We start from the raw sequence: 19,934 nt of genomic DNA on the forward strand, positions 1-19,934 counted from the left end.
CGGCGTGCGGGTGGCGGGTGCCTGCGGCACCCTGCAGAGAGATCCACAGCCAGGACAGAGCGTGACCCGGGAGAGCCAGGAGTGATGCGTCATGACCTCAGACCCCGCGTCCGCGTCGCGCGCTCCCCGGGTGCGGCCCTGGCCGGTCGACGACCTGCCCGCCCTGGATCCCGACCCCTTCCTGGACGAGGTGCTGCGGGAGGAACCGGTCACCCGGATCACGCTGCCGTACGGCTCCGGGCACGCCTGGCTGGTCACCCGCTACGAGGACGTCCGCTTCGTCACCTCCGACCCCCGCTTCTCCCGGGAGCAGGTCGTCGGGCGGCCGGTGACCAGCATGGCGCCGCAGGCGGTGGCCTCCCAGACCGCGGGCCTGCAGTACATCGACCCGCCCCGGCACACCTGGCTGCGCAGAGTGGTCGCCCGGGCGTTCACCGCGCGGAGCATGGAGCGGCTGCGGGTGCCGGCGGAGCGCACCGCCCACGGGATGCTCGACGGCATGGAGCGGGCCGGCCCCCCGGCCGATCTGATGGAGCATCTGCACACGCCGTTCCCGATCGCCGTGGTGTGCATGTTCCTCGGCGCGGACGAGGACGACTGGCGCGACTGGGCCGGGAACTCCGAGGCGCTGCTTTCCAAGGCCCCGGCCGGCGGTGAGCGCAACCAGTCGGCGCGCGCGGCGACCCGCGGCCGGGTCGTGGACCTGCTGCGGCGCCGCCGCGAGGAGCCCGGGGAGGACCTCGCCGGAGTCCTGGCACAGGCGGCCGCCGCCGGCGAGATCACCGACGACGAGGCGGTCTCGCTCGCCATGGCCGTCTACGTCAGCGGCGGTCACGCCGTACGCAACAACAGCGGCTCCATGATGTACGCGCTGCTGACCCACCCGGAGCAGCTCGCGCGGCTGCGCCGGGAGCCGGAGCTGCTGACCCGGGCGGTGGAGGAGCTGTACCGGTTCGTCCCGCACCGCAACGGGGTCGGCATTCCGCGCATCGCCACCGAGGACGTGGAGGTCGGCGGCAGGCTCATCCGCAGGGGCGAGGTCGTCTACAACGCCTACGTCGCCGCCAACCGCGATCCCGAGGTCTTCCCGGAGCCGGACGTCCTGGACCTCGGCCGGGACGGGGCCGCGCATCTGGCCTTCGGGCACGGACCGCACTTCTGCCTGGCGGCCCTCATGGCCCGGATGGAGGCCGAGGTGATGATCAAGGCGGTGCTGGACCGCTTCCCCGGCGTCCGGCTCGCAGTGCCCGCCGAGGACGTCGAGTTCCAGCGCGAGGGCCTCATCCGGGGGCCGCGCACGCTGCCGGTCACCTGGTAGCGGCGGCAGCGGCCCTCTCCCCGGCCGGTCACGCGTCGCCGTCGCCGAGGCGGCGGACGTCGTCCTCGTCCCAGGCGCGGGTGTCCCGCGGTTCGACGTAGGGCTCCGCGTCCGGCGGATAGCCGCCGGCGATCGCCCGCTGGCGTACGGTCTCCGCGTCGAACTCCAGGCCCAGCAGGATCGCCAGGTTGCTGATCCACAGCCAGACCAGGAAGACGATGACGCCGGCCATGGCGCCGTAGGTCTTGTTGTACGAGGCGAAACCGGCGACGTACAACGCGAACCCGGCGGAGGCGACCAGCCAGATGAACAGTGCCAGGAGGCTCCCCGGGGTGATCCAGCGGAAGCCCTTCACCTTGGCGTTGGGGGTCGCCCAGTACAGGATCGCGATCATCACCGTGACGAGGAGGACCAGGACCGGCCACTTGGCGATCGACCAGGCCGTCAGCGCGGTGTCGCCGATGCCGAGCGCCTGGCCGACGTGACGGGCGAGGCCGCCGGTGAACACCACGATCAGCGAACTGATCACCGCGAGCACCATCAGGACGACCGTGACGCCGAGACGCACGGGGAGGATCTTCCAGATCGGCCGGCCCTCGGGGACGTCGTAGACGGCGTTGGCGGCGCGGATGAAGGCGGCCACATAGCCGGAGGCCGACCAGATCGCGACCACGATGCCGACGACCGCCATGACCGAGCCGGTGCCCGCGTGACCCTGCAGTTGCTCCACCGCGCGCGTGAGGATGTCGCGGGCGGGGCCGGGCGTGAGCTTCTTGAGGTTGTTCAGCACCGTGTCCGTGGCGGCCTTGCCGGTGATGCCCAGCAGGGAGATCAGCACCAGCAGCGCGGGGAAGAGGGCCAGCACGCCGTAGTAGGTCAGCGCGGCGGCGCGGTCGGTCAGGTCGTCGTCCTTGAACTCGCGCAGCGAACCCTTCAGGACATCGCCCCAGGCCCGCTTCGGCAGCTTGGCCGGCGTCTCGGGGGCGCGCCGCTCGACCTCGGGGCCGGGCCCGGTCTCGTGCGGCGCCGGTACCTCGCGCGCGGGGGTCTCGTCGCTGCCGTGTCTGCTTCCGTGCCCCGGAAGATGCAACTTCGCCATGTCCGTCGGGTAACCCGCCGACGCGCGGTTACGCGGGCGAGGTGACGCCGCGCGGGCTCAGGCGGAGCGCTCGGCCAGAGCGCGCAGGACGGCCACGGCCTGTTCGGCGTGCTCGTACGGCACGAAGAGGTGGTCGTGGTGGAACCCGGCGACGACATTGCAGCTGAGGCCGGCGTCGGCGAGTTCCCGAGCGACCGCCGCGGTCAGGCCCACCGCCTCGAGCGCGGAGTGCACGCGCAGGGTGATCCACCCGGCCACGTAGTCGTACGCCAGCCCCGCCGCGTCCGCCTCCTCCAGCCGCGCCACCAGGGTCAGGCCCTCCTGCTCGGCGACGGTGACCACCGGGGTGATGCCGGAGGGCACCCGGCCCTCGACGGTGGTGAACACGTAGCGGCCCGGGTTCAGCTCGGGGCGCATGCCGCCGAGCAGCGTCCGCAGGTCTCTCTCGCCGGCCATGATCACCACGTTACGGGACGTGGGCCCGGTGCCGTCCGAGGCGCGGGGGCCTTCCGCCGGATGCGCGGGCCGAGGGCGCCGTGCGGGAGCCCTCGGCGTGCGGGGTCAGGCCGCGACGGCGGGCTGTTTCTCCGCCTCGTCGAGCAGGCCGATCAGCGTCGCGCGGGCCCGCGCCACCCGGGAGCGGACCGTGCCGACCGGACAGCCGCCGGCCGCGGCGGCCTCCGCGTACGGCAGACCGGCCAAATGGGTCAGGACGAAGGCCTCGCGGCGCTCGCCCGGCAGGGCGGCGAGCAGGTGGGCCGCGAGCATTCCGAACGAGGAGCCCCAGGGCAGGGGATCCAGGGGCCCCATGGGACCGATGAACGTGTGGCCGGTCCCCATGTGGCTCCTGTCCATGGGGCCACCGTCCATGTGCCGCATGACCATGGGGCCGGGGCCCATGTGGCTCATGACTGTGTGGCCCATGTCCAGGCGACTCAAACCGGTCATGGAGCCCATGTCCATGGTGTCCACGCCCATGACGTTCCTGCCCATGGAGTTCATGCCGGCCGTCGGCGGCCCGGTGAGGGAGAACGCCTCGTGGAGCATCGTCTGGGCGACGACCACGACCGTCACGACGAGTCCCGGCCCCCGCTCACGGCCCGCCAGGCACCAGCCGGCAGTGCCGGTGACGGCCAGTCCCGCGGCCAGCACGCCGGCGGGCACGTGCTGACCCGACATCAGGACGTGGCCCAGGGCGGCGAGCAGCACGCACACGGCCGCGAACACCGCGGCCCGTACCGTGCGAGAACACCACCCTGCCGTCATGGCGCCCCATCCTCGCATCCGGGCCTTCGCCGTCATGACTCGGTACGCGGCGAGCCCCGCCCCGGAACTCAACCGGCGCCCTGTGATCCACCACACGTCAACCGGCGGGAACCGAAGGCCTGTTCGCCCCGACCTCTGCGGTGCGGCCGGGTACCGCCGCCAGGCGGGGCAGCAGGCCGGTCCAGAACTCCATCATGCGCTCGTCGGACAGCCAGGCCGGGTCGCGGCTGCCGAGCACCTCGAAGCCGACGGTCGCGGCCACCACGGCCATGGCCACGCACTCGGGCGAGACACCGTCCGTCAGTTCGCCCGCCTCCTGGGCCTGGCCGGCCATCTCGCGCACCCAGCCGTGCCAGGAGTCCAGCACCACCGCCCCGCCGTCCCGCGTGGGGTCGCCGCTGAGCGCGAAGCCGGCCCGCATCACCGGGTCGGCGGCGAACGCGACCACCAGTTGGCGGATGGCGGACACGAGCATGCCGAGCGCGCTGCCTCCCGTGGAGCGGAAGCGCTCGGCCATCTCCTCGACCGTGCGTGCCGCCGCGCTCTCGATCTCGCCGGCGAGGGCGTCCTTGCTCGGGAAGTGGAAGTGCAGGGCGCCGGCGCTCACTCCGGCCTTTCTGCTGATCGCGGGCAAGGAGGCGCGTGCGTATCCGTCGCGGGCGAAGGCCTCCGCCGCCGCCTGGAGAAGGGCCTGCCGGGTGCGAACCGCTCGAACCTGCTTGACCATGACGCCCTCCTCCAGGATCTGCGCGGAAGCGAGCCCTCATGCCCCTCAGCCCGGTAAAACCGCGTGTTCAGTATGTTTACCTGTCCTTGGGGCGGCAAGCCCCGATGCCCGGCCATGGCCAAAACACCGACGTCTGCACGTCGCACACCCCCCGCCCCGGGCAGCCGCCCGCCCCGTCGGCCACCGGGCAAACCGCGTGCCTGGTTTGGCCGTTGAGGGCGGGACGACCTCGAGTTCGTGGTTGCGCGCCGGCGTGCGCTCAGGACGCCGACGGGCCCAGCACCACGGGCAGCGACCGGTACCCGTTCAGCATGAACGTCGGCAGTGGCGCCAACTCCTCGGGCGCGCAGGCCAGTCGTACGTCCGGGAAGCCCTCGAAGAGCCGGGAGAGCGCCGAGGCCGCCTCGATCTCCCCGAGCGGTGCGCCGAGGCAGCGGTGCGGTCCGTGGCCGAAGCCGAGGAGGTCGCGGTCGGTGGTGCGCAGTACGTCGAACCGGTGGGCGTCCGGGCCGTGCCGCTCGGTTTCATGGCCTCCGGCCGCGAAGTTGACGAGGATGCAGTCGCCCTTGCGGATCCTCACCCCGTCGAGGTCGATGTCCTCGACCGCGAACCGCATCGGCGCGTACGCCCCGGGCGTGTGCACCCGCATGGTCTCGGCGACGACGTCCGCCCAGGTCGCCCGGCCGGCCCGGACGTGCTCCAGTTGCTCGGGGTGGGTCAGCAGGGCGCCGGCCGCGTTGGTGATGAGGGTGGCGGTGGTGTCCTGGCCGGCGGCGATGAACATGAAGAGGGAGCCGAGCAGTTCCTCCTCGGTGAGGCGGTCGCCGTCGTCCCGGGCGGCGATCAGCGCGCTGGTGAGGTCGTCACCCGGCCGCTCCCGCTTGTCCTTCACCAGGGCGGCGAGCCGGCCGAAGGCCTCCAGCCGCGCGGCCTCCATCTCCGCGCCGCTCACGGTGGAGCTGAACACCGTGCTCAGCGCCGCCGACAGGGCGTCCGTCTCGGCGCCGCGCTCCACGCCGAACAGCTCGCAGATCACCCGCAGCGGAAGCACCTCCGCGTACGAGGTGCGCAGGTCGACGGGGGTGCCGGGCGGGAGGGCGGCCAGGGTGCCGAGGAGTTCGGCCGACAGTTCCTCCACGCGGGGGCGCAGCGCCTCCGAGCGCCGGGCGGTGAACGCCCCGGCCATCAGCCGGCGCAGCCGGGTGTGGTGCTCCCCGTAGGCGAAGAGCATGTTCTCGTTGGCCACCCACGGGTAGAGCGGCCACTCCTCGGTTATCGTGCCCTCGATGAAGGGCGGCCAGTGCAGGCGGGCGCTGCGCGAGACCCGTGGGTCGGTCAGCAGGCGTTCCACGTAGGTCTGCCGGACGACGGCCCAGGCGAGGACGCCGCCCGGCAACTCCACCTGGACCGCGGGGCCCTGGCCGCGCAGCATCGCGGCCTCCCCCATGTGGTCCTGGCCGGTGAGGTCCACGGCGTACGGGCAGGCGGTCTTGTCCATCGGTGTGCTCCCTGGGTCGGTTCTGCATCACGGTGTGGCGTTGCGACGGGCCCATGGAGGTGGTCCGCTCCCCCGCGGGGGCGGTGCCGGCGACCGCGGCCGGCGAAGCGGCGCCGCTCAGCCGGCGGCCGGAGCCTCCTGCGCCTCCCGGCGCAGCTCCATGACCTCTTCGTGGACGCGCCTGCCCCGGTCGAGCGACATGTCCAGTCGCACGAGCACGGCGGGGACCGCGATGCCGGTCATCAGGTGCCGGTAGAGGTCGACCACCCGCTCCATGAGGTCGGCATGGTCGTTCATTATCTTGGACAGCACCTGGGCTCCGGTGAACGCGGCCACGAACGCCTTCGCCGCCGCGTCGACGTCGACCTGGGGCAGCACCTCCCCGTTCGCCTTGGCCCGTTCGAGCAGCTTGGCGTTGTGGTCGACCCAGGAGGCCATCGGCACCCGCCGGTCCAGCCCGTCGTGCGGTGAGCCCTGGTCCACGGTCAGCCGGATGCTGCCGCGCACCACGGGATCGCCCGAGCCGAGCAGATGGGCCAGGAGGAAACCGGCGTCCAGCCCTTCCTGGAGCACCAGTTCGCGCGGCGGGGACTGCGGCACCGAGTTGAGCTGGTCGGTCAGCACCGCCTGGGCGAGCTGCTCCTTGGAGGCGAAGTGGAAGTAGAGGGCTCCCTTGGTGACGTTCGCCCGCTGGAGGATCTCCGAGATGGTCGCGGCCTCGTACCCGACGTCGGCGAACACCTCGGCGGCGGCCACCAGGATGCTGCGCCTCGTCCTGATCGCTCGTTCCTGCAGGGCCACGGCACATCCTCCGCACTGGCTTCACGGACCGGTCGGTCACAAAAAGAAACCGACAGGTTCGTATCCTGCCACCCCGGAAGATGGGCTTTCAAGCATACGAATGTCCCCCTCCTCACCCCGTGCGCGGGACCCCCGGGGCCGTCGCTGACCGCCACGATAAAACCTGTCGCCCGGTATCTCAACGTCCGAGCAGGCTCTGTCCTGCACGGCCGGAATCCGGGTCGGGTGAGCGGAGTTGAGACCGGACGCTCACTCGCCGTGCCGGAAAACGCCCACAACACACCGGCGTTCGGCCACCGTTGGCAGAAATTTGGCTTGATAAGCAAACCGGGAGGTCCGTATCTTCTGTCTCTGCGCGTCCCAGCCTTCCGGATCTGCGACTACGGGAGAGGGCCCATGACCCTTCTGACACACCAGGTACACCTGCCCTCTGTGCCGGAGACGACCGGACAGGAGCTGGCGCGGCTCCTCTTCGACGGCGACGACCGGGAGCACGTCCACGGCATGTGGCGCGACCTGATCGCCAAGGAGACGTTCCGGCACCGCCCCGGGCTGAGCGCCGACGAACGGGCCGCGCTGTCCTACGAGTGGCTGCGCCTGGTGAACGACACGGCGGGAGCCGCCGAGCAACTCGCCGACGACCCGTCGCTGCTGGCCTCGCTGCACGAGTGGGCGGCGATCGTGGACGGCGGCGGGGGCCTGTGCACCGTGGCGAGCATCCACTACAACCTGTTCCTCGGCAGTCTGCTCGACCACGGGGGCGCCGAGCGCCGCGACCTGTCCGACTTCACCTCGCTGCGCCGCACCGGCACGTTCCTGTGCACCGAGCTGGAGCACGGCAACGACGCCTCGGCCCTGGAGACCACCGCCGAATGGGATTCCGCCACGGGTGAGTTCGTGCTGCACACGCCGCGTCCGGGCGCCCAGAAGTTCATGCCCAACACCAGCACGACCGGCGGCCCCAAGAGCGCCGTGGTGGCCGCCCGGCTCCTGGTCGAGGGGCGGGACGAGGGCGTGTTCCTGTTCCTGACGCCGCTGAGCGACGAGCGGGGCCTGCTGCCCGGAGTGCGGGTGCGCCGGCTGCCGCTGCGCACCGGTGCCCCGCTGGACCACTGCCTGACCGCGTTCGACCGGGTGCGGCTGCCCCGCGAGGCCCTGCTGGAGTCCGCGTACGGCCGGCTGGACGCCGAGGGCCGGTTCCACAGCAGCCTCGGCAACCGGCGCAAGCGGTTCCTGCAGTCCATCGGGCGGGTCACGATGGGCAAGCTGTGCATGAGCGGCGCCGCCGTCGGCGCCACCCGGGCCGCGCTCGCCATAGCCGTCCGCTACGGCGACAACCGGCGGGTCAGCGGGCCCCGGGCGAGCGAGCGCATACCGGTCAACGCCCATCGCCCGCACCACGGACGGCTCTTGAAGGGGCTCGCCACCGCGTACGCCATGACCTTCCTGCACCGCTCCGTACTGGCCCGCTGGACGGCCGAGCGCAACGGCCGGGACGCCGGGCGGCGGGCGGAGGCCGAGCGGCTCATCGCCGTGGCCAAGGGCTGGATCACGTGGCAGGCGCGGGACATCGCCGTCGAGTGCCGGGAACGCTGCGGTGCACAGGCCCTGTTCGCCGCCAACGGGCTGTCCGAGTTCCCGCAGTACATCGAGGGCACCGTCACCGCCGAGGGCGACAACCTGGTCATCTGGGTGAAGGCAGCCGCCGAGATGCTCTTCGAGCACCAGCCGGCCCGGCAGAGCCCCGAACCGCCGGGTCCCGTCGAGCGATTGACGGACCCCCGGCATCTGCGCGGGCTGCTGGCCCGGGCCGAGGCCGTCTGGCAGGACCGGGCCCGGGCCGCGCTGCGCCGGGGGCCCTCCGGTGACCCGGTGGAACGGTGGAACGGCGCGTCCGGCGCCGCCCTGGAGATGGTCGCGGTGCACGCCCGGCTGCGGGCGGCCGACGCCTTCCTGGACGCGGCCGCCCGTGCGGACAGCCGGGAGACCCGTGAACTGCTGCAACGGCTCTGCCTGTTGTTCCTGCTGGAGCAGATCGGCGAGCACACCGGTGATCTGCTGGCCGACGGTCATCTGTCCGCCGAGCAGGTCCGCGCGCTGCCCGAGTTGCTGGACGACGTGCTGCGCGGCCTCGCCCCGCACATGACGGACCTGGTCGAGGGCTTCGACCTGCCCGCCGCCTACCTGGACGGCATCCCGCTGGCCAACTCCGGCTGCGTCTCGCTCGCGGACTACGCCGTCGAGGCCGACTGACGGTCAGCGGCCCGCGAGGCCGTCGATCCAGGACTGGAGCCGTGCGCCCTGGGCGGCCATCAGGTCGGGGTCGCGCAGCGTCTGGGTGAGGACGCACATGCCCTGGTAGGCGGCGACGAGTTCGACGGCGAGGTCCGGGGCGTCGGACCGGCCCAGCTCGGTGAACTGGCGCTCGACCCAGTCGAGCAGCACCCGCATGACCTTGGCCGCGGCGAGGTCCAGACCGTCGTCGCGCTTGTCGAGCTCGGTGGCCAGGGTGCCGAAGGGGCAGCCGAAACGTGCCGCCGTCTCGCGCTCGTCGACCCAGCCGTCGATCAGGGACTTCAGCCGGGCGGCCGGGCCGGGCAGGGTGTCCAGACGGCTCGTCAGCGCGGCGAGCCGGTCGCGGTGCGCCTCCACGGCGGCCTCGACCAGCAGGTCCTTGGCCCTGAAGTAGTAGTACACGTTCCCGAGCGGGACGTCGGCGGCGCGCGCGATGTCCGCGAGCGTGGTCTTCTCCACGCCCTGCCGATGGAAGACCTGGACGGCGGCCTCGACGAGGCGCTCCCGCTTGTCGCGCCGCCGGGATGGTGAGTCAGTCACCTGACTGAGGATAGACACACCAGCGCGGAGACGGCTAACGTGCGACTCAGTTAGTCAACTGACTCATACGTGGGGAGAGATGTCGTGATCGTCGTAACCGGTGGTACGGGGAACGTTGGCCGGGCTCTGATCGCGCGGCTCGCCGAGGCGGGCGTGGCCGTCACGGCCGTGGCGCGGCACATCGCGCCCGAGGACGTCCCTACGGGCGTGCGGACCGTTGCCGCCGACCTCGGCCGGCCCGCGGAGCTCGCACCCGCTCTGCAGGGGGCCGCCGCGCTGTTCCTGCTGGTGGCCGGGGACGAGCCGGAGGCGCTGCTGCAGCAGGCCGCCGCGGCCGGAGTCGGGAAGGCGGTACTGCTGTCGTCGCAGGGCGTCGGCACTCGGCCGGTCAGCTACGCGCACGCGGCACGCTTCGAGGCAGCCGTCGCCGCGTCGGGACTGGCCTTCACCGTGCTGCGCTCGGGCGGGATGGCCTCCAACGCGCTCGCCTGGGCCGAGCCGGTCCGTCGCCATCGCACCGTGGCGGCGCCCTTCGCCGACGTGGCCCTGCCGTTCGTCGATCCGGACGACGTCGCCGCGGTCGCCGCCACCGTCCTGCGCGAGGACGGACACGACGGTGCCACCTATGCGCTGACCGGCCCCGCGGCGACCACGCCGCGCGAGCGGGCCGCCGCCCTCGCCCATGCCCTCGGCGAGCCGGTGACGTTCGTCGAGCAGAGTCCCGAGGAGGCCCGTGCGCAGATGGCCGCGTTCATGCCGAGCGCCGTACTGGAGGGAACCCTCGCCGTCCTCGGTGCGCCGACCGCCGAGGAGCGGGCGGTCAGCCCGGACGTGGAGCGGATCCTGGGACGCCCGGCGACCCCCTTCACGGCTTGGGCGACCCGCAACGCACCGGCGTTCCGCTGACGGCCAGGTCCATCTCGCCGGCAACGCCCGGACCTCCCAAGAGCACGCACCGCCCCGGCGATGCACTCACCGCGCCGTCGATCCGCCCGGCGGCACCCGCGTGCGGGCCGCGGGGGCCGCGCAACGCGGGCCGTGCTCCGCCGGCCACCGGAGCAAGCCGCTCACCGGCCGCACGTTCAGGCCGCCGAACGCGCTCACCCCACGGCACCCCGCCCACCGGCACCCACATCCGAACGCGCGGCGGCATGCAAGGCGCAGTGCCCTGCCGGCCGCGCGGGCGATCCGCTCTCCGTCGCGGCCGTGCGAGCCGTGGAAGCCGGCCTCACGGGATTCCCTGGTCGATTTCCAGTTCCGCCCAGATGATCTTTCCTTCCGCGGTGTACCGCGCTCCCCAGCGGTGGGCGAGCTGGGCCACCAGGAACAGGCCGCGGCCGCCCTCGTCCGTGCTGCGGGCGTGCCGGAGCCGGGGCGCGGTGCTGCTGGCGTCGGCGACCTCGCAGGTGAGCCGGGTGTCGCGGAGGAGCCGCAGCCGGATGGGGGGCTCGGCGTAGCGGATGGCGTTGGTGACCAGTTCGCTGACGACGAGCTCCGTCGTCATGGCGAGGTCCTCGAGGCCCCAGTCCGCCACCCGGCGCGTCGCCTCGGCCCGGACGCGGGCGACGGCGGCCGGGTTCGTGGGGACGTCCCAGGAGGCGACCCGGTCCGTGCCGAGGGCATGGGTGCGGGCGAGCAGCAGGGCGATGTCGTCGGGCTGCGGCGCCGGCACCAGTTCCTGTACGGCGCAGGCGCACAGGGTGCCGAGGTCGGTGGCGGTGCGCGAGAGCACCGTGCCGAGCCGGGTCATGCCCGACTCCACGTCCTGGTCGAGGCCCTCGATGAGGCCGTTGGTGTAGAGGCCGAGGAGGCTGTTCTCCGCCAGCTCGATCTCGGCGACCTCGAAGGCCATGCCGCCCAGCCCGAGCGGGGGTCCGGCCGGTATCTCCGGGAAGTACGCGTGCCCGTCGGGGGCGACGACGACGGGCGGCGGGTGCCCGGCGCGGGCCATGGCGCAGCACCGGGTGACCGGGTCGTACACGGCGTAGAGGCAGGTCGCGCCGATGAAGGTGGCCGTGCTCCGGCTGTCCGGGTCGCGGTCGGTCTCCTCGTCGCTGAGCCGCAGCACGAGGTCGTCGAGATGGGCGAGCAGTTCGTCGGGCGGCAGCTCCATGTCGGCGAGGGTCTGCACCGCCGTGCGCAGCCGGCCCATGCTGGCCGCGGCGGTGATGCCGTGGCCGACGACGTCGCCGACGACGAGCCCCATGCGGCTGCCGGACAGCGGGATCACGTCGAACCAGTCGCCGCCGACGCCGCCCGTGGCGTCGGCCGGGAGGTAGGAGGAGGCGACCTCGAGCGCGGTGCCGCCGGTCAGGGCGTGCGGCAGGAGGTTGCGCTGGAGGGTGACCGCGGCGGTGTGCTCGCGGGTGTAGCGGCGGGCGTTGTCGACGCAGACCGCCGCGCGGGCCACCAGTTCCCGGGCGAGCAGGACGTCGTCGGGGCCGAAGGGTGCCGGGTTGAGCGTGCGGGCGAAGGTGGTGAGGCCGAGCGCGGTGTTCCGGGCCCGCATCGGCACGGACAGCAGGGTGTGCAGGCCGAACTCGCGGATACGGGCCGCGCGCTCGGGCTGTTCGGCGGCCCACACGGGGTCGGACGGGTCGAGTGCCTGGACGAGGAACGGCTCCCCGCTGATGAGCAGGTTCACGTCGTTGGGCGGGGGCAGGAAGTCCACGCTGTCGCCGACCCGGGCCACCGCCTCGGGGCAGCCCTCGCGCACCGACCGCATGCCTGCGCGGCGCATCGCGGGGCGGGCGGAGACGGGTCCGGCGTCGGTGAGCCAGGCGCCGTGGCCCTCGGTGCTGAGCACGGGCTCCAGCAGGTCGACGATGACGAAGTCGGCGAAGCGGGGGACGGTGAAGTCGGCGAGTTCCTGCGCGGTCCGCCACACGTCGAGGGTCTTGCCGATGCTGGTGCCGGCCTCGTTGACCAGGGACAGCAGCTGGCGGGCGTTCCAGCGCTCGGTGACGTCCAGGACCATGTAGCAGACGCCGGTGATGGTGCCCTCGGCGTCCACCAGGGGGAAGAAGGAGGTGGAGTAGGCGTGCTGACGGTGCGGGTCGGCCCAGCTCCAGCCGACGTACTCGTAGTCGGTGACCGGCTCCCCCGTGGACAGCACCTTGCGCATGAGCCCTTCGAGGGCGTCCGCCTGCAGCCCGGGCAGCAGCTCACCCAGCCGGCGCCCGAGCCGCTGCTCGCGGGGCACACCGCCGAACCGTTCCAGCGTGTCGTTCAGCCACACATAGCGCAGGTCCAGGTCCATCACGGCCATGCCGACCGGTGAGCGGGTGAGGAAGCCGTCGAGGACGGACTGGCCCACCGCCCACTGCGGGCGCTGTTCACGCGCGGAGACCAGGAAGCACTCCTGGCCGCCGATCCGGAAGGACGCCGAGACCCGCAGGTCGGCCTCGAGCCGGCGGCCGTCGCGGTGCCGGAGCGGGACGAGGCCGTTCCAGCCCATGCCGCTGCGGCAGCGCTCGGCGATGCAGGAGGCCCGGACGGGGTCCTCGGGCATGGCCAGCAGGCGCGCGGCGGGCCGACCCACGACCTCCGGCGCGGGATGTCCGAGCAGCGCTTCGGCGCCCCGGGTCCAGCCGGCCACGACGCCGTCGGCCGAGATCACCGCCGCCGCGTCGGTGGACGCGTCCAGCAGCTCACGCGGTTCCACGGACGTGGACGGGGTGAAACCCTTGTCCGCAGGTTCCATCGGTTCCATCCTCCGTCTCCACCATGGTGCTGCCAGTCCGCCGGTTGTGCACGGCCCGGCCCTGGGGTTGGGCCGGCGGGAGTGGCGGGGGCAGCATGGAGGTACCGGTCCGCGGCGTCCGGACGTGCGGCCGTACCGGCACCGACGGCCCCGGCCGGTGGAGGAGGACCTGGCATGGCAGTGGATTCCTTCCGCGCCGGCGACGACGAGCACAGTTCCGAGCAGTTCCGGCCGACGGGCCTGCTGGACGTGCTCAGTGTGGCCGCGGTGGCGCTGGACACCAGCGGGCGCATCGTCTTCTGGAGCCCGCAGGCCGAGGATCTGTTCGGGTACACGGCGCAGGACGTCCTCGGCAAGTTCGCGGCGCGGGTGCTCATCCGTCCCGAGCACCTGCAGGCCGTGGTGGGGCTGTTCACCGAGGTGCTGGAGACCGGGCGGGGCTGGGCCGGTGCCTTTCCCGTCCGGCACAAGGACGGCAGCAGCCGCCTGACGGAGTTCCGCACCATGCGGCTGCTGGACGATCTGGGGGACGTGTACGCGCTGGGCATCGCCGCCGACCACACGCTGCTGCAGCGGGTGGAGACGGATCTGGCCCTGTGCGAACGGCTGATCAACCAGTCCCCGATCGGGCTGGCCCTGCTGGACCCCGACCTGCACTACATCCTGGTCAACCCCGCGCTGGAGCGGATCGACGGGATCCCGGCCGAGGACCACATCGGCCGCCGGCTGCGTCAGACGCTGCCCTTCTTCGACGTCGACACCGTGGAGTCGTGTCTGCGTCAGGTGCTGGCCACCGGTACTCCCCTGCTGGACCAGTACCACGTGGGCCGGCCCCCGTCCGACCCCGACCACGACCACGCCTGGTCGCTGTCCTTCTACCGGCTGGAGGACCCCGGCGGGCGGGTGCTGGGCGCGGCCGCGTCGGTCGTCGACGTCACCGAGCGGCACCGCGCTGCCGCCGAGGCCGACCGGGCCCGGCGGCGGCTGGCGCTCATCGCGGACGCCTCCACCCGGGTGGGCACCTCGCTGGAGGTGGAGCAGACCGCCCGCGAGCTGGCCGACATCGCCGCACCGGTGCTCGCGGACGTGGTCGCGGTGGACGTGCTGGACTCTGCGCTGTCCTGCCGCCGGGTGCGCCGGCCGGACAACGGGCCGGAGCTCTTCCGTGCCCTCGCCCTCAAGGCGACCCACCCCACCGAGGCGCTGCGCGCCGCCGACCCGCCCGGCGACCTGGCCGCCTACGAAGGGGACCGGCTGGTCACCCTGTGCGTGCACACGGGCCGGCCGGTGATGGTCCGCCAGGTCGGCGAGCGGGACCTGCCGCGCATCGCGCGGAACGCGGAGGCGGGCGAGCTGCTGGCCCGCGCGGGGGTCCACTCGTATCTGGCCGTGCCGCTCATCGCGCACGGTGAGGTGCTCGGCGCGCTCGACCTCAAGCGCACCCTGAACCCGGAGCCGTTCGACGAGGACGACGTCGTCCTCGCCAGTGAGCTGGCCAGCCGCGCCGCGGTGGCCATCGACAACGCCCGCTGGTTCCAGAGCGTGCGCAACACCGCGCTGACCCTCCAGCGCAGCCTGCTGCCCGACCACTCGCCGCACCACACGGGCCTGGAGCTCGCCTCCCGGTACCAGCCCGCCCAGTCCACCAGCGAGGTGGGCGGCGACTGGTACGACGTCATTCCGCTGGCCGGGGAGAAGACCGCCCTGGTGGTGGGGGACGTCATGGGCAACGGCATCGACGCGGCCGCCACCATGGGCCGGCTGCGCACCGCCACCTGCGCGTACGCGGACCTGGACCTGGTGCCGGGCGCGGTGCTGCAGCACCTGGACAAGATCACCTGCGATCTGGAGCACTACATCGTCACCTGTCTCTACGCGGTCTACGACCCGCACACCCGCCGGTGCACCATCGCCAACGCGGGCCACATGCCGCCCGCCCTGGCCCGGCCCGGTGCCGCGCCCGTGCTGCTGGACCTGCCGCCCGCGGCGCCGCTCGGGGTCGGCGGCGTACCGTTCGAGGCCACCACCACCGAGCTGCTCCCCGGCGACCTGCTGGTGCTGTACACGGACGGCCTGGTGGAGACCCGGCAGCATCCGATCGACGACCGCCTGAACGTGCTGCTGAGCTTCCTGGACGCGCCGGGCCGGCCGCTGGAGGAGACCTGCGACCTCCTGCTGTACGGGCTGCGCCATCCCGAGGACCACGACGACGTGGCGCTGCTCGTCGCGCGCGCCCTGTAGGTGCCGGCCGCCCGCTTGGTGGGCCTCGCCCGGTGGTGCGACGCTGGGTGGAGAGGTGTCCGAGGAGCGGAACCCAGGAGGGCCGATGGGACGTGACGTCCCGGCGCTCGTCTTCACCCGCGAGGACCGCCGCCGGTACCGGATCAAGATGCAGGAGTGCCTCGAGGCGTTCGCGCAGATGCTGCGCGAGCAGCAGTTCGAGTCGGAACGGCCGCAGGTCGGCCTGGAGATCGAGCTGAACCTGGTGGACGACGAGGCCGAGCCGGTGATGCGCAACACCGATGTGCTGGAGGCGATCGCCGACCCGGCGTGGTCGACGGAGCTGGGCCGGTTCAACCTCGAGATCAACGTGCCGCCCCGGGGGCTGACGACCGGCGGCCCCGACGCGTGGGAGTCCGAGATCCGCTCCGCGCTGAACCACGCCGAGGGGCGGGCGAGGTCGGTGGGCGCCCGGCTGGTGATCATCGGCATCCTGCCCACGCTCCGGCAGGACGACATCGGGGAGGGGACGCTGTCGGAGAACCCGCGCTACCGGCTGCTGAACGACCAGGTGTTCGCGGCCCGGGGCGAGGACCTGCGGATCGAGGTGGACGGCGTCGACCGGCTGCGGACCTACGCGGACACGATCACTCCGGAGGCGGCGTGCACCAGCACCCAGTTCCATCTGCAGGTGTCGCCGGAGAGCTTCGCCGACTACTGGAACGCGGCGCAGGCCATCGCCGGGATCCAGGTCGGGCTGTCGGCCAACTCGCCGTTCCTGTTCGGCAAGGAGCTGTGGCACGAGACCCGCATCCCGCTGTTCGAGCAGGCGACCGACACCCGGCCCGAGGAGATCAGGGTCCAGGGGGTGCGGCCCCGGGTGTGGTTCGGCGAGCGGTGGATCAACAGCGTCTTCGACCTGTTCGAGGAGAACCTGCGCTACTTCCCGGCGCTGCTGCCCCTGTGCGACGAGCAGGACCCGGTGGAGACCCTGGACCGCGGGGACGTCCCGGAGCTGTCGGAGCTCACTTTGCACAACGGCACGATCTACCGCTGGAACCGGCCGGTGTACGCCGTCGCCCACGACAAGCCGCACGTCCGGGTGGAGAACCGGGTGCTGCCCGCCGGGCCGACCGTCGCCGACACCCTCGCCAACGGCGCGTTCTACTACGGGCTCACCCGCGCCCTGGTGGAGGAGGACCGGCCCGTGTGGTCGCGGATGTCGTTCGCCGCCGCCGAGGAGAACCTGCACACGGCGGCCCGGCACGGCATCGAGGCGCGGCTGTACTGGCCGGGGATGGGCGAGGTGCCGGTGCCCGAGCTGGTGCTCAGGCGGCTGCTGCCGCTGGCGCACCGGGGCCTGGAGCAGTCGGGGATGGACGCGGCCTGGCGCGAGCCGCTGCTCGGCATCATCGAGCAGCGCTGTGTGACGGCCCGCAACGGGGCGGTGTGGCAGAAGGAGATGTTCCACCGCATCGAGGACACGACCCGGGCCGGCCGCCATGAGGCACTGCGGCGGATGACGCAGCTGTACATCGACTACATGCACCTCAACGCCCCGGTGCACACCTGGCCGGTCGACTGAGCCGACATTCCGGCTGCGGAAGGTGACGATCACCGGATAGGCTCCCCCGGCGCTCGTCGGGGAGCAGCGCAGCGGAGGGGGAGCGCATGTCCGAGGTCGGCGCGCCGCAGAAGGGCCCGAGACCGGGGCTCCAGGCGTTCGCGGCGGTGGCCGTGGCCGCGGTACTGGCCGGCGGCCTGTGGGTCCAGGCCGAGATGGGCGGCGCCGGTGACCCGGGGCCGGCGGCCTGCTCGGCCGGGCACGGGAGCGCGCGGTCCGGCCGCGTGTCGGGCGCGCGGCTGTGCGAGGCGCTGAACCGGCCGGACCTGCCGGTGCTGCTCGGGGCGCCGAGGGAACGCGCGGAGAGCGCCGACGGCTCGGTCAGTACGACGAGGCTCGCCGGCGGCGTGAAGATCGTCACCCCCGAGGCCGAGGTCTCCACGGCGACGTACTCGGTGAAGCTGTCCGCCTCGTACGACGACCTGACGGTCGGGGAGATGGCGGATCTGCTCGGTCCGTCCGTGCGGCGGAGGAAGGTGCTGGGCCGCACGGCGATCCTGTTCACCGACCACACCCTCGCCCTCACCTTCGGTGGCGGCAAGGTGAACACCGGCACGGGCGGTCTCGCCCGCCATCTGCTCGTCGCCCGGGACCCGAAGGACGGCGGCGGTGCCTACGAGCTCGCCGTCTGGCGCCAGGACGACGTGCCGCCGGACGAGACGGCCCTGTTCCGCATCGCCGGACGGGTTCTGCCGACGGTGCCGGGCTGGAGCGCCGGCTGAGGTGCGCACGTCCGCCGTGCGCGGGCACGGGTGCCTACGGCGAACCGTCCGAGGGGGTGCGGCGGTAGTGTGGCCGCACGGGGCGACGAGGCGGGTGGTGGCGGATGGAGTGGCGGGAGTACGCCGAGGAGATGGCCCGGCTCGCGCGGCATCTGCTCGAGCAGGATTCGGTGCAGGCGACGCTGGACGAGATCGCGGCGTCGGCGGTGCGGCTCGTCGCCGGCTGCGAGGCGGCCGGGATTCTCACCGTCCGCAAGGGCCGGACGGTGACGCTCGCCGCGTGCGGGGACGTCGTCGCCCAGTGCGACAAGCTGCAGGGCGAGCTCTGCGAGGGGCCCTGCTTCGATCTCGTCCGCCGCAACAGCGGTGACCGCGTCTACCGCATCCCGGACCTGACCGACCCCCAGCCGGCCTGGGAGGACTTCGCCGCGGGAGCCCGTGACCTGGGGGTGGGCAGCATGACCGGCGTGCTGCTGTACGCGGAGAACGAGGACTTCGGCGCGCTGAACCTCTACTCCAGCCGTCCCGGATCGTTCGGCGAGGACATCGAGACGGCGGCCTGGCTGCTGGCCTCGCACGCCGCCGTGGCCCTGGCCGGCGCCCGCACCATCGACCAGCTCGAACACGGTCTGGAGAGCCGGCACGCCATCGGCGAGGCGATGGGCATCCTCATGGAACGCCACCGCCTGACCGAGGAGGACGCCTTCAACGTCCTGCGCCGCATCTCCCAGGACCACAACGTCAAACTCCGCGACGTGGCCCAACGGGTACGGACCGACCGCCCGACACCGGGCTGACCACTCCCCCGGGCTCTCCCCTGTGACAGCGCTGTGACAGTCGGCGGACAGGGTGGTGAAGTCGGGCTGCCAATCTGGTGAAACCAGGGCGAAACGAACCAATCGGACAGTCGCCATCGGTCCGTCGGAGGAGACACCCCCATGAGCGCCACTCCCGAGCTGGCTCCGCGTGAGCGGGAGACACTGCGGCACATCGCCGCCGGTCGGACGTATCTGCAGACGGCCCGGTACATGGGGCTCTCGCAGCACACCGTCGACGCCTACCTGCGCCGGATCCGGGCCAAGTTCAACATCAGCAGCACGGCGGAGCTGACGCGGGTGGCGGTCGCCCTGGGGCTGTGAGCGGCCGGGCAGTACTCACCCGGGCAGGACGAGGGCGAGCGGGACACCGTGGCACGGAACCAGGCGCAGACCGTCGTGCTCGCCGGCGAGCAGGCCGGCGAAGCCGGGCCCCCTGGCCAGGGAGCCTGCGGCACTTCGAGGCGGCCGTCCTGCTCACTGGTGAACGCCTGGGCCGCGTCGCGGCCTGCGCCGACGCGGCCCGCCTCGCGGTGCGGGCCGGGCCGGGCGGTGGATGCCGGTGGTCGCCGGCCGCTGTCCCGGCCCGGCCGAAAGCGGGCCGCGTGAGAGTCGACTCGCGGGTAACCCGCGGTGTCATGAACGCGTTGACCAAGAAGCCGAAGAAGCCGTGGCAGCAACAACCGTCCCCGACCGCCCTCACCGGGCCGGGGAGGTGACCGTGCTCTTTCTCGTCGTCGCCCTGCTCCTGCTCGGCATCGTCGTGGGAGCGGCCGCCTCTCTGCCCTGGCCCGTCACGCTGGTCCTCGGCTCGCTCATCGCCGTCTGGCTGCTCGTCTTCGCGGGCCGTGAACGGCGCCGGCGCCGGGCGGGGAGGGCGTAGCCGATGCGACTCACCGCACCCGCCTCCCGGTACACGGGTCGCCGGGACACCGAGGGCATGGCCGTGGCCTCCTTCGTGCTCGGACTCGTCGGACTGCTCGTCCTCAACATCGTCCTCGGCCCCATCGCCATCGTGCTGGCCCTCATCGCCCTGCGCCGGGGCACCCCGCGCCGGTTCCGCGCGCTGCTCGGCCTGGGGCTCGGCATCGCCGATCTGGTCGTGCTCGCCGTCGTGATGGCCGCGCACTCGGGGGCGTCCTGGTGGATCCAGGGCGGCTGACACCCGGCCGCACACACCGCCGGACTCAAGTCCGACAAAGGACAATGAGTCCGGCATGATGTCGGGAAAATGACGACCGGCCAACTTTTCCCGGTCGGCCGGTCGAACCCTTCCGAACCGGCTCGCTCATCGGAACCCGCAGGG

18 protein-coding genes are annotated in these 19,934 nt (G+C 72.7%); 10 read left to right on the top strand and 8 right to left on the bottom strand.

Annotated features, from left to right (window positions below; genetic code table 11):
• Positions 1-91 precede the first annotated feature (91 nt).
• Positions 92-1,318, top strand: a complete 1,227-nt coding sequence (locus tag ACZ404_RS08640) for a cytochrome P450 (protein WP_468437337.1) — start codon at positions 92-94, stop codon at positions 1,316-1,318.
• A gap of 28 nt (positions 1,319-1,346) precedes the next feature.
• Here the strand turns inward: ACZ404_RS08640 and ACZ404_RS08645 are convergent, their stop codons facing one another.
• From ACZ404_RS08645 to ACZ404_RS08670, 6 genes are all read right to left on the bottom strand, one after another.
• Positions 1,347-2,417: a YihY/virulence factor BrkB family protein gene (locus ACZ404_RS08645; protein ID WP_468437339.1), complete on the bottom strand. Its 1,071-nt coding sequence runs from the start codon at positions 2,415-2,417 to the stop codon at positions 1,347-1,349.
• 57 nt (positions 2,418-2,474) lie between these two features.
• Positions 2,475-2,873, bottom strand: coding sequence for an ACT domain-containing protein (locus ACZ404_RS08650; RefSeq protein ID WP_468437341.1), 399 nt, complete (start codon positions 2,871-2,873; stop codon positions 2,475-2,477).
• A gap of 105 nt (positions 2,874-2,978) precedes the next feature.
• Positions 2,979-3,683 (bottom strand): sigma factor-like helix-turn-helix DNA-binding protein, encoded by a 705-nt coding sequence (locus tag ACZ404_RS08655; protein ID WP_468437343.1) that lies wholly within the window; start codon positions 3,681-3,683, stop codon positions 2,979-2,981.
• 97 nt (positions 3,684-3,780) lie between these two features.
• Positions 3,781-4,410 carry a ScbR family autoregulator-binding transcription factor gene (locus ACZ404_RS08660; RefSeq protein WP_468437345.1) on the bottom strand — a complete coding sequence of 210 codons (630 nt, stop codon included), beginning with the start codon at positions 4,408-4,410 and terminating at the stop codon, positions 3,781-3,783.
• Positions 4,411-4,669: 259 nt separating this feature from the next.
• On the bottom strand, positions 4,670-5,908 hold the full coding sequence (locus ACZ404_RS08665) for a cytochrome P450 family protein (protein ID WP_468437347.1): 1,239 nt from the start codon (positions 5,906-5,908) through the stop codon (positions 4,670-4,672).
• 117 nt (positions 5,909-6,025) lie between these two features.
• On the bottom strand, positions 6,026-6,709 hold the full coding sequence (locus ACZ404_RS08670) for a ScbR family autoregulator-binding transcription factor (protein ID WP_468437349.1): 684 nt from the start codon (positions 6,707-6,709) through the stop codon (positions 6,026-6,028).
• A 396-nt stretch (positions 6,710-7,105) separates the two neighbouring features.
• On the opposite strand from ACZ404_RS08670, the gene ACZ404_RS08675 reads away from it, so the two are divergent.
• Positions 7,106-8,962 (top strand): acyl-CoA dehydrogenase family protein, encoded by a 1,857-nt coding sequence (locus ACZ404_RS08675; RefSeq protein WP_468437351.1) that lies wholly within the window; start codon positions 7,106-7,108, stop codon positions 8,960-8,962.
• 3 nt (positions 8,963-8,965) lie between these two features.
• Here ACZ404_RS08675 and ACZ404_RS08680 read toward each other — a convergent pair whose 3' ends face one another.
• Positions 8,966-9,544, bottom strand: a complete 579-nt coding sequence (locus tag ACZ404_RS08680; protein WP_468437353.1) for a TetR/AcrR family transcriptional regulator — start codon at positions 9,542-9,544, stop codon at positions 8,966-8,968.
• Between the two features lie 84 nt (positions 9,545-9,628).
• On the opposite strand from ACZ404_RS08680, the gene ACZ404_RS08685 reads away from it, so the two are divergent.
• Positions 9,629-10,450 (top strand): NAD(P)H-binding protein, encoded by an 822-nt coding sequence (locus ACZ404_RS08685; protein WP_468437355.1) that lies wholly within the window; start codon positions 9,629-9,631, stop codon positions 10,448-10,450.
• 322 nt (positions 10,451-10,772) lie between these two features.
• Here the strand turns inward: ACZ404_RS08685 and ACZ404_RS08690 are convergent, their stop codons facing one another.
• Positions 10,773-13,247 carry a SpoIIE family protein phosphatase gene (locus ACZ404_RS08690; protein WP_468437357.1) on the bottom strand — a complete coding sequence of 825 codons (2,475 nt, stop codon included), beginning with the start codon at positions 13,245-13,247 and terminating at the stop codon, positions 10,773-10,775.
• A gap of 174 nt (positions 13,248-13,421) precedes the next feature.
• Here ACZ404_RS08690 and ACZ404_RS08695 point away from each other — a divergent pair, with 174 nt between their 5' ends.
• The 7 genes from ACZ404_RS08695 (at position 13,422) to ACZ404_RS08725 (ending at position 19,790) form a co-directional block, all read left to right on the top strand.
• Positions 13,422-15,488: a SpoIIE family protein phosphatase gene (locus ACZ404_RS08695; RefSeq protein ID WP_468437359.1), complete on the top strand. Its 2,067-nt coding sequence runs from the start codon at positions 13,422-13,424 to the stop codon at positions 15,486-15,488.
• Positions 15,489-15,573: 85 nt separating this feature from the next.
• The gene (locus ACZ404_RS08700; RefSeq protein WP_468437361.1) at positions 15,574-17,052 is read left to right on the top strand and encodes a glutamate-cysteine ligase family protein; all 1,479 of its coding nucleotides are present in this window, start codon (positions 15,574-15,576) and stop codon (positions 17,050-17,052) included.
• 86 nt (positions 17,053-17,138) lie between these two features.
• Entirely contained in the window at positions 17,139-17,813 is a 675-nt protein-coding gene (locus tag ACZ404_RS08705; RefSeq protein WP_468437363.1) for a DUF6215 domain-containing protein, read from the top strand.
• Positions 17,814-17,917: 104 nt separating this feature from the next.
• Positions 17,918-18,610, top strand: a complete 693-nt coding sequence (locus ACZ404_RS08710; RefSeq protein WP_468437365.1) for a GAF and ANTAR domain-containing protein — start codon at positions 17,918-17,920, stop codon at positions 18,608-18,610.
• 141 nt (positions 18,611-18,751) lie between these two features.
• On the top strand, positions 18,752-18,952 hold the full coding sequence (locus tag ACZ404_RS08715) for a response regulator transcription factor (protein ID WP_468437367.1): 201 nt from the start codon (positions 18,752-18,754) through the stop codon (positions 18,950-18,952).
• A gap of 346 nt (positions 18,953-19,298) precedes the next feature.
• Positions 19,299-19,511, top strand: coding sequence for a hypothetical protein (locus ACZ404_RS08720; protein WP_468437369.1), 213 nt, complete (start codon positions 19,299-19,301; stop codon positions 19,509-19,511).
• Positions 19,512-19,514: 3 nt separating this feature from the next.
• Entirely contained in the window at positions 19,515-19,790 is a 276-nt protein-coding gene (locus ACZ404_RS08725) for a DUF4190 domain-containing protein (RefSeq protein WP_468437371.1), read from the top strand.
• The last annotated feature ends 144 nt before the right edge of the window (positions 19,791-19,934 follow it).

The sequence above is a fragment of the Streptomyces sp. NPDC030798 genome, from assembly GCF_055572275.1.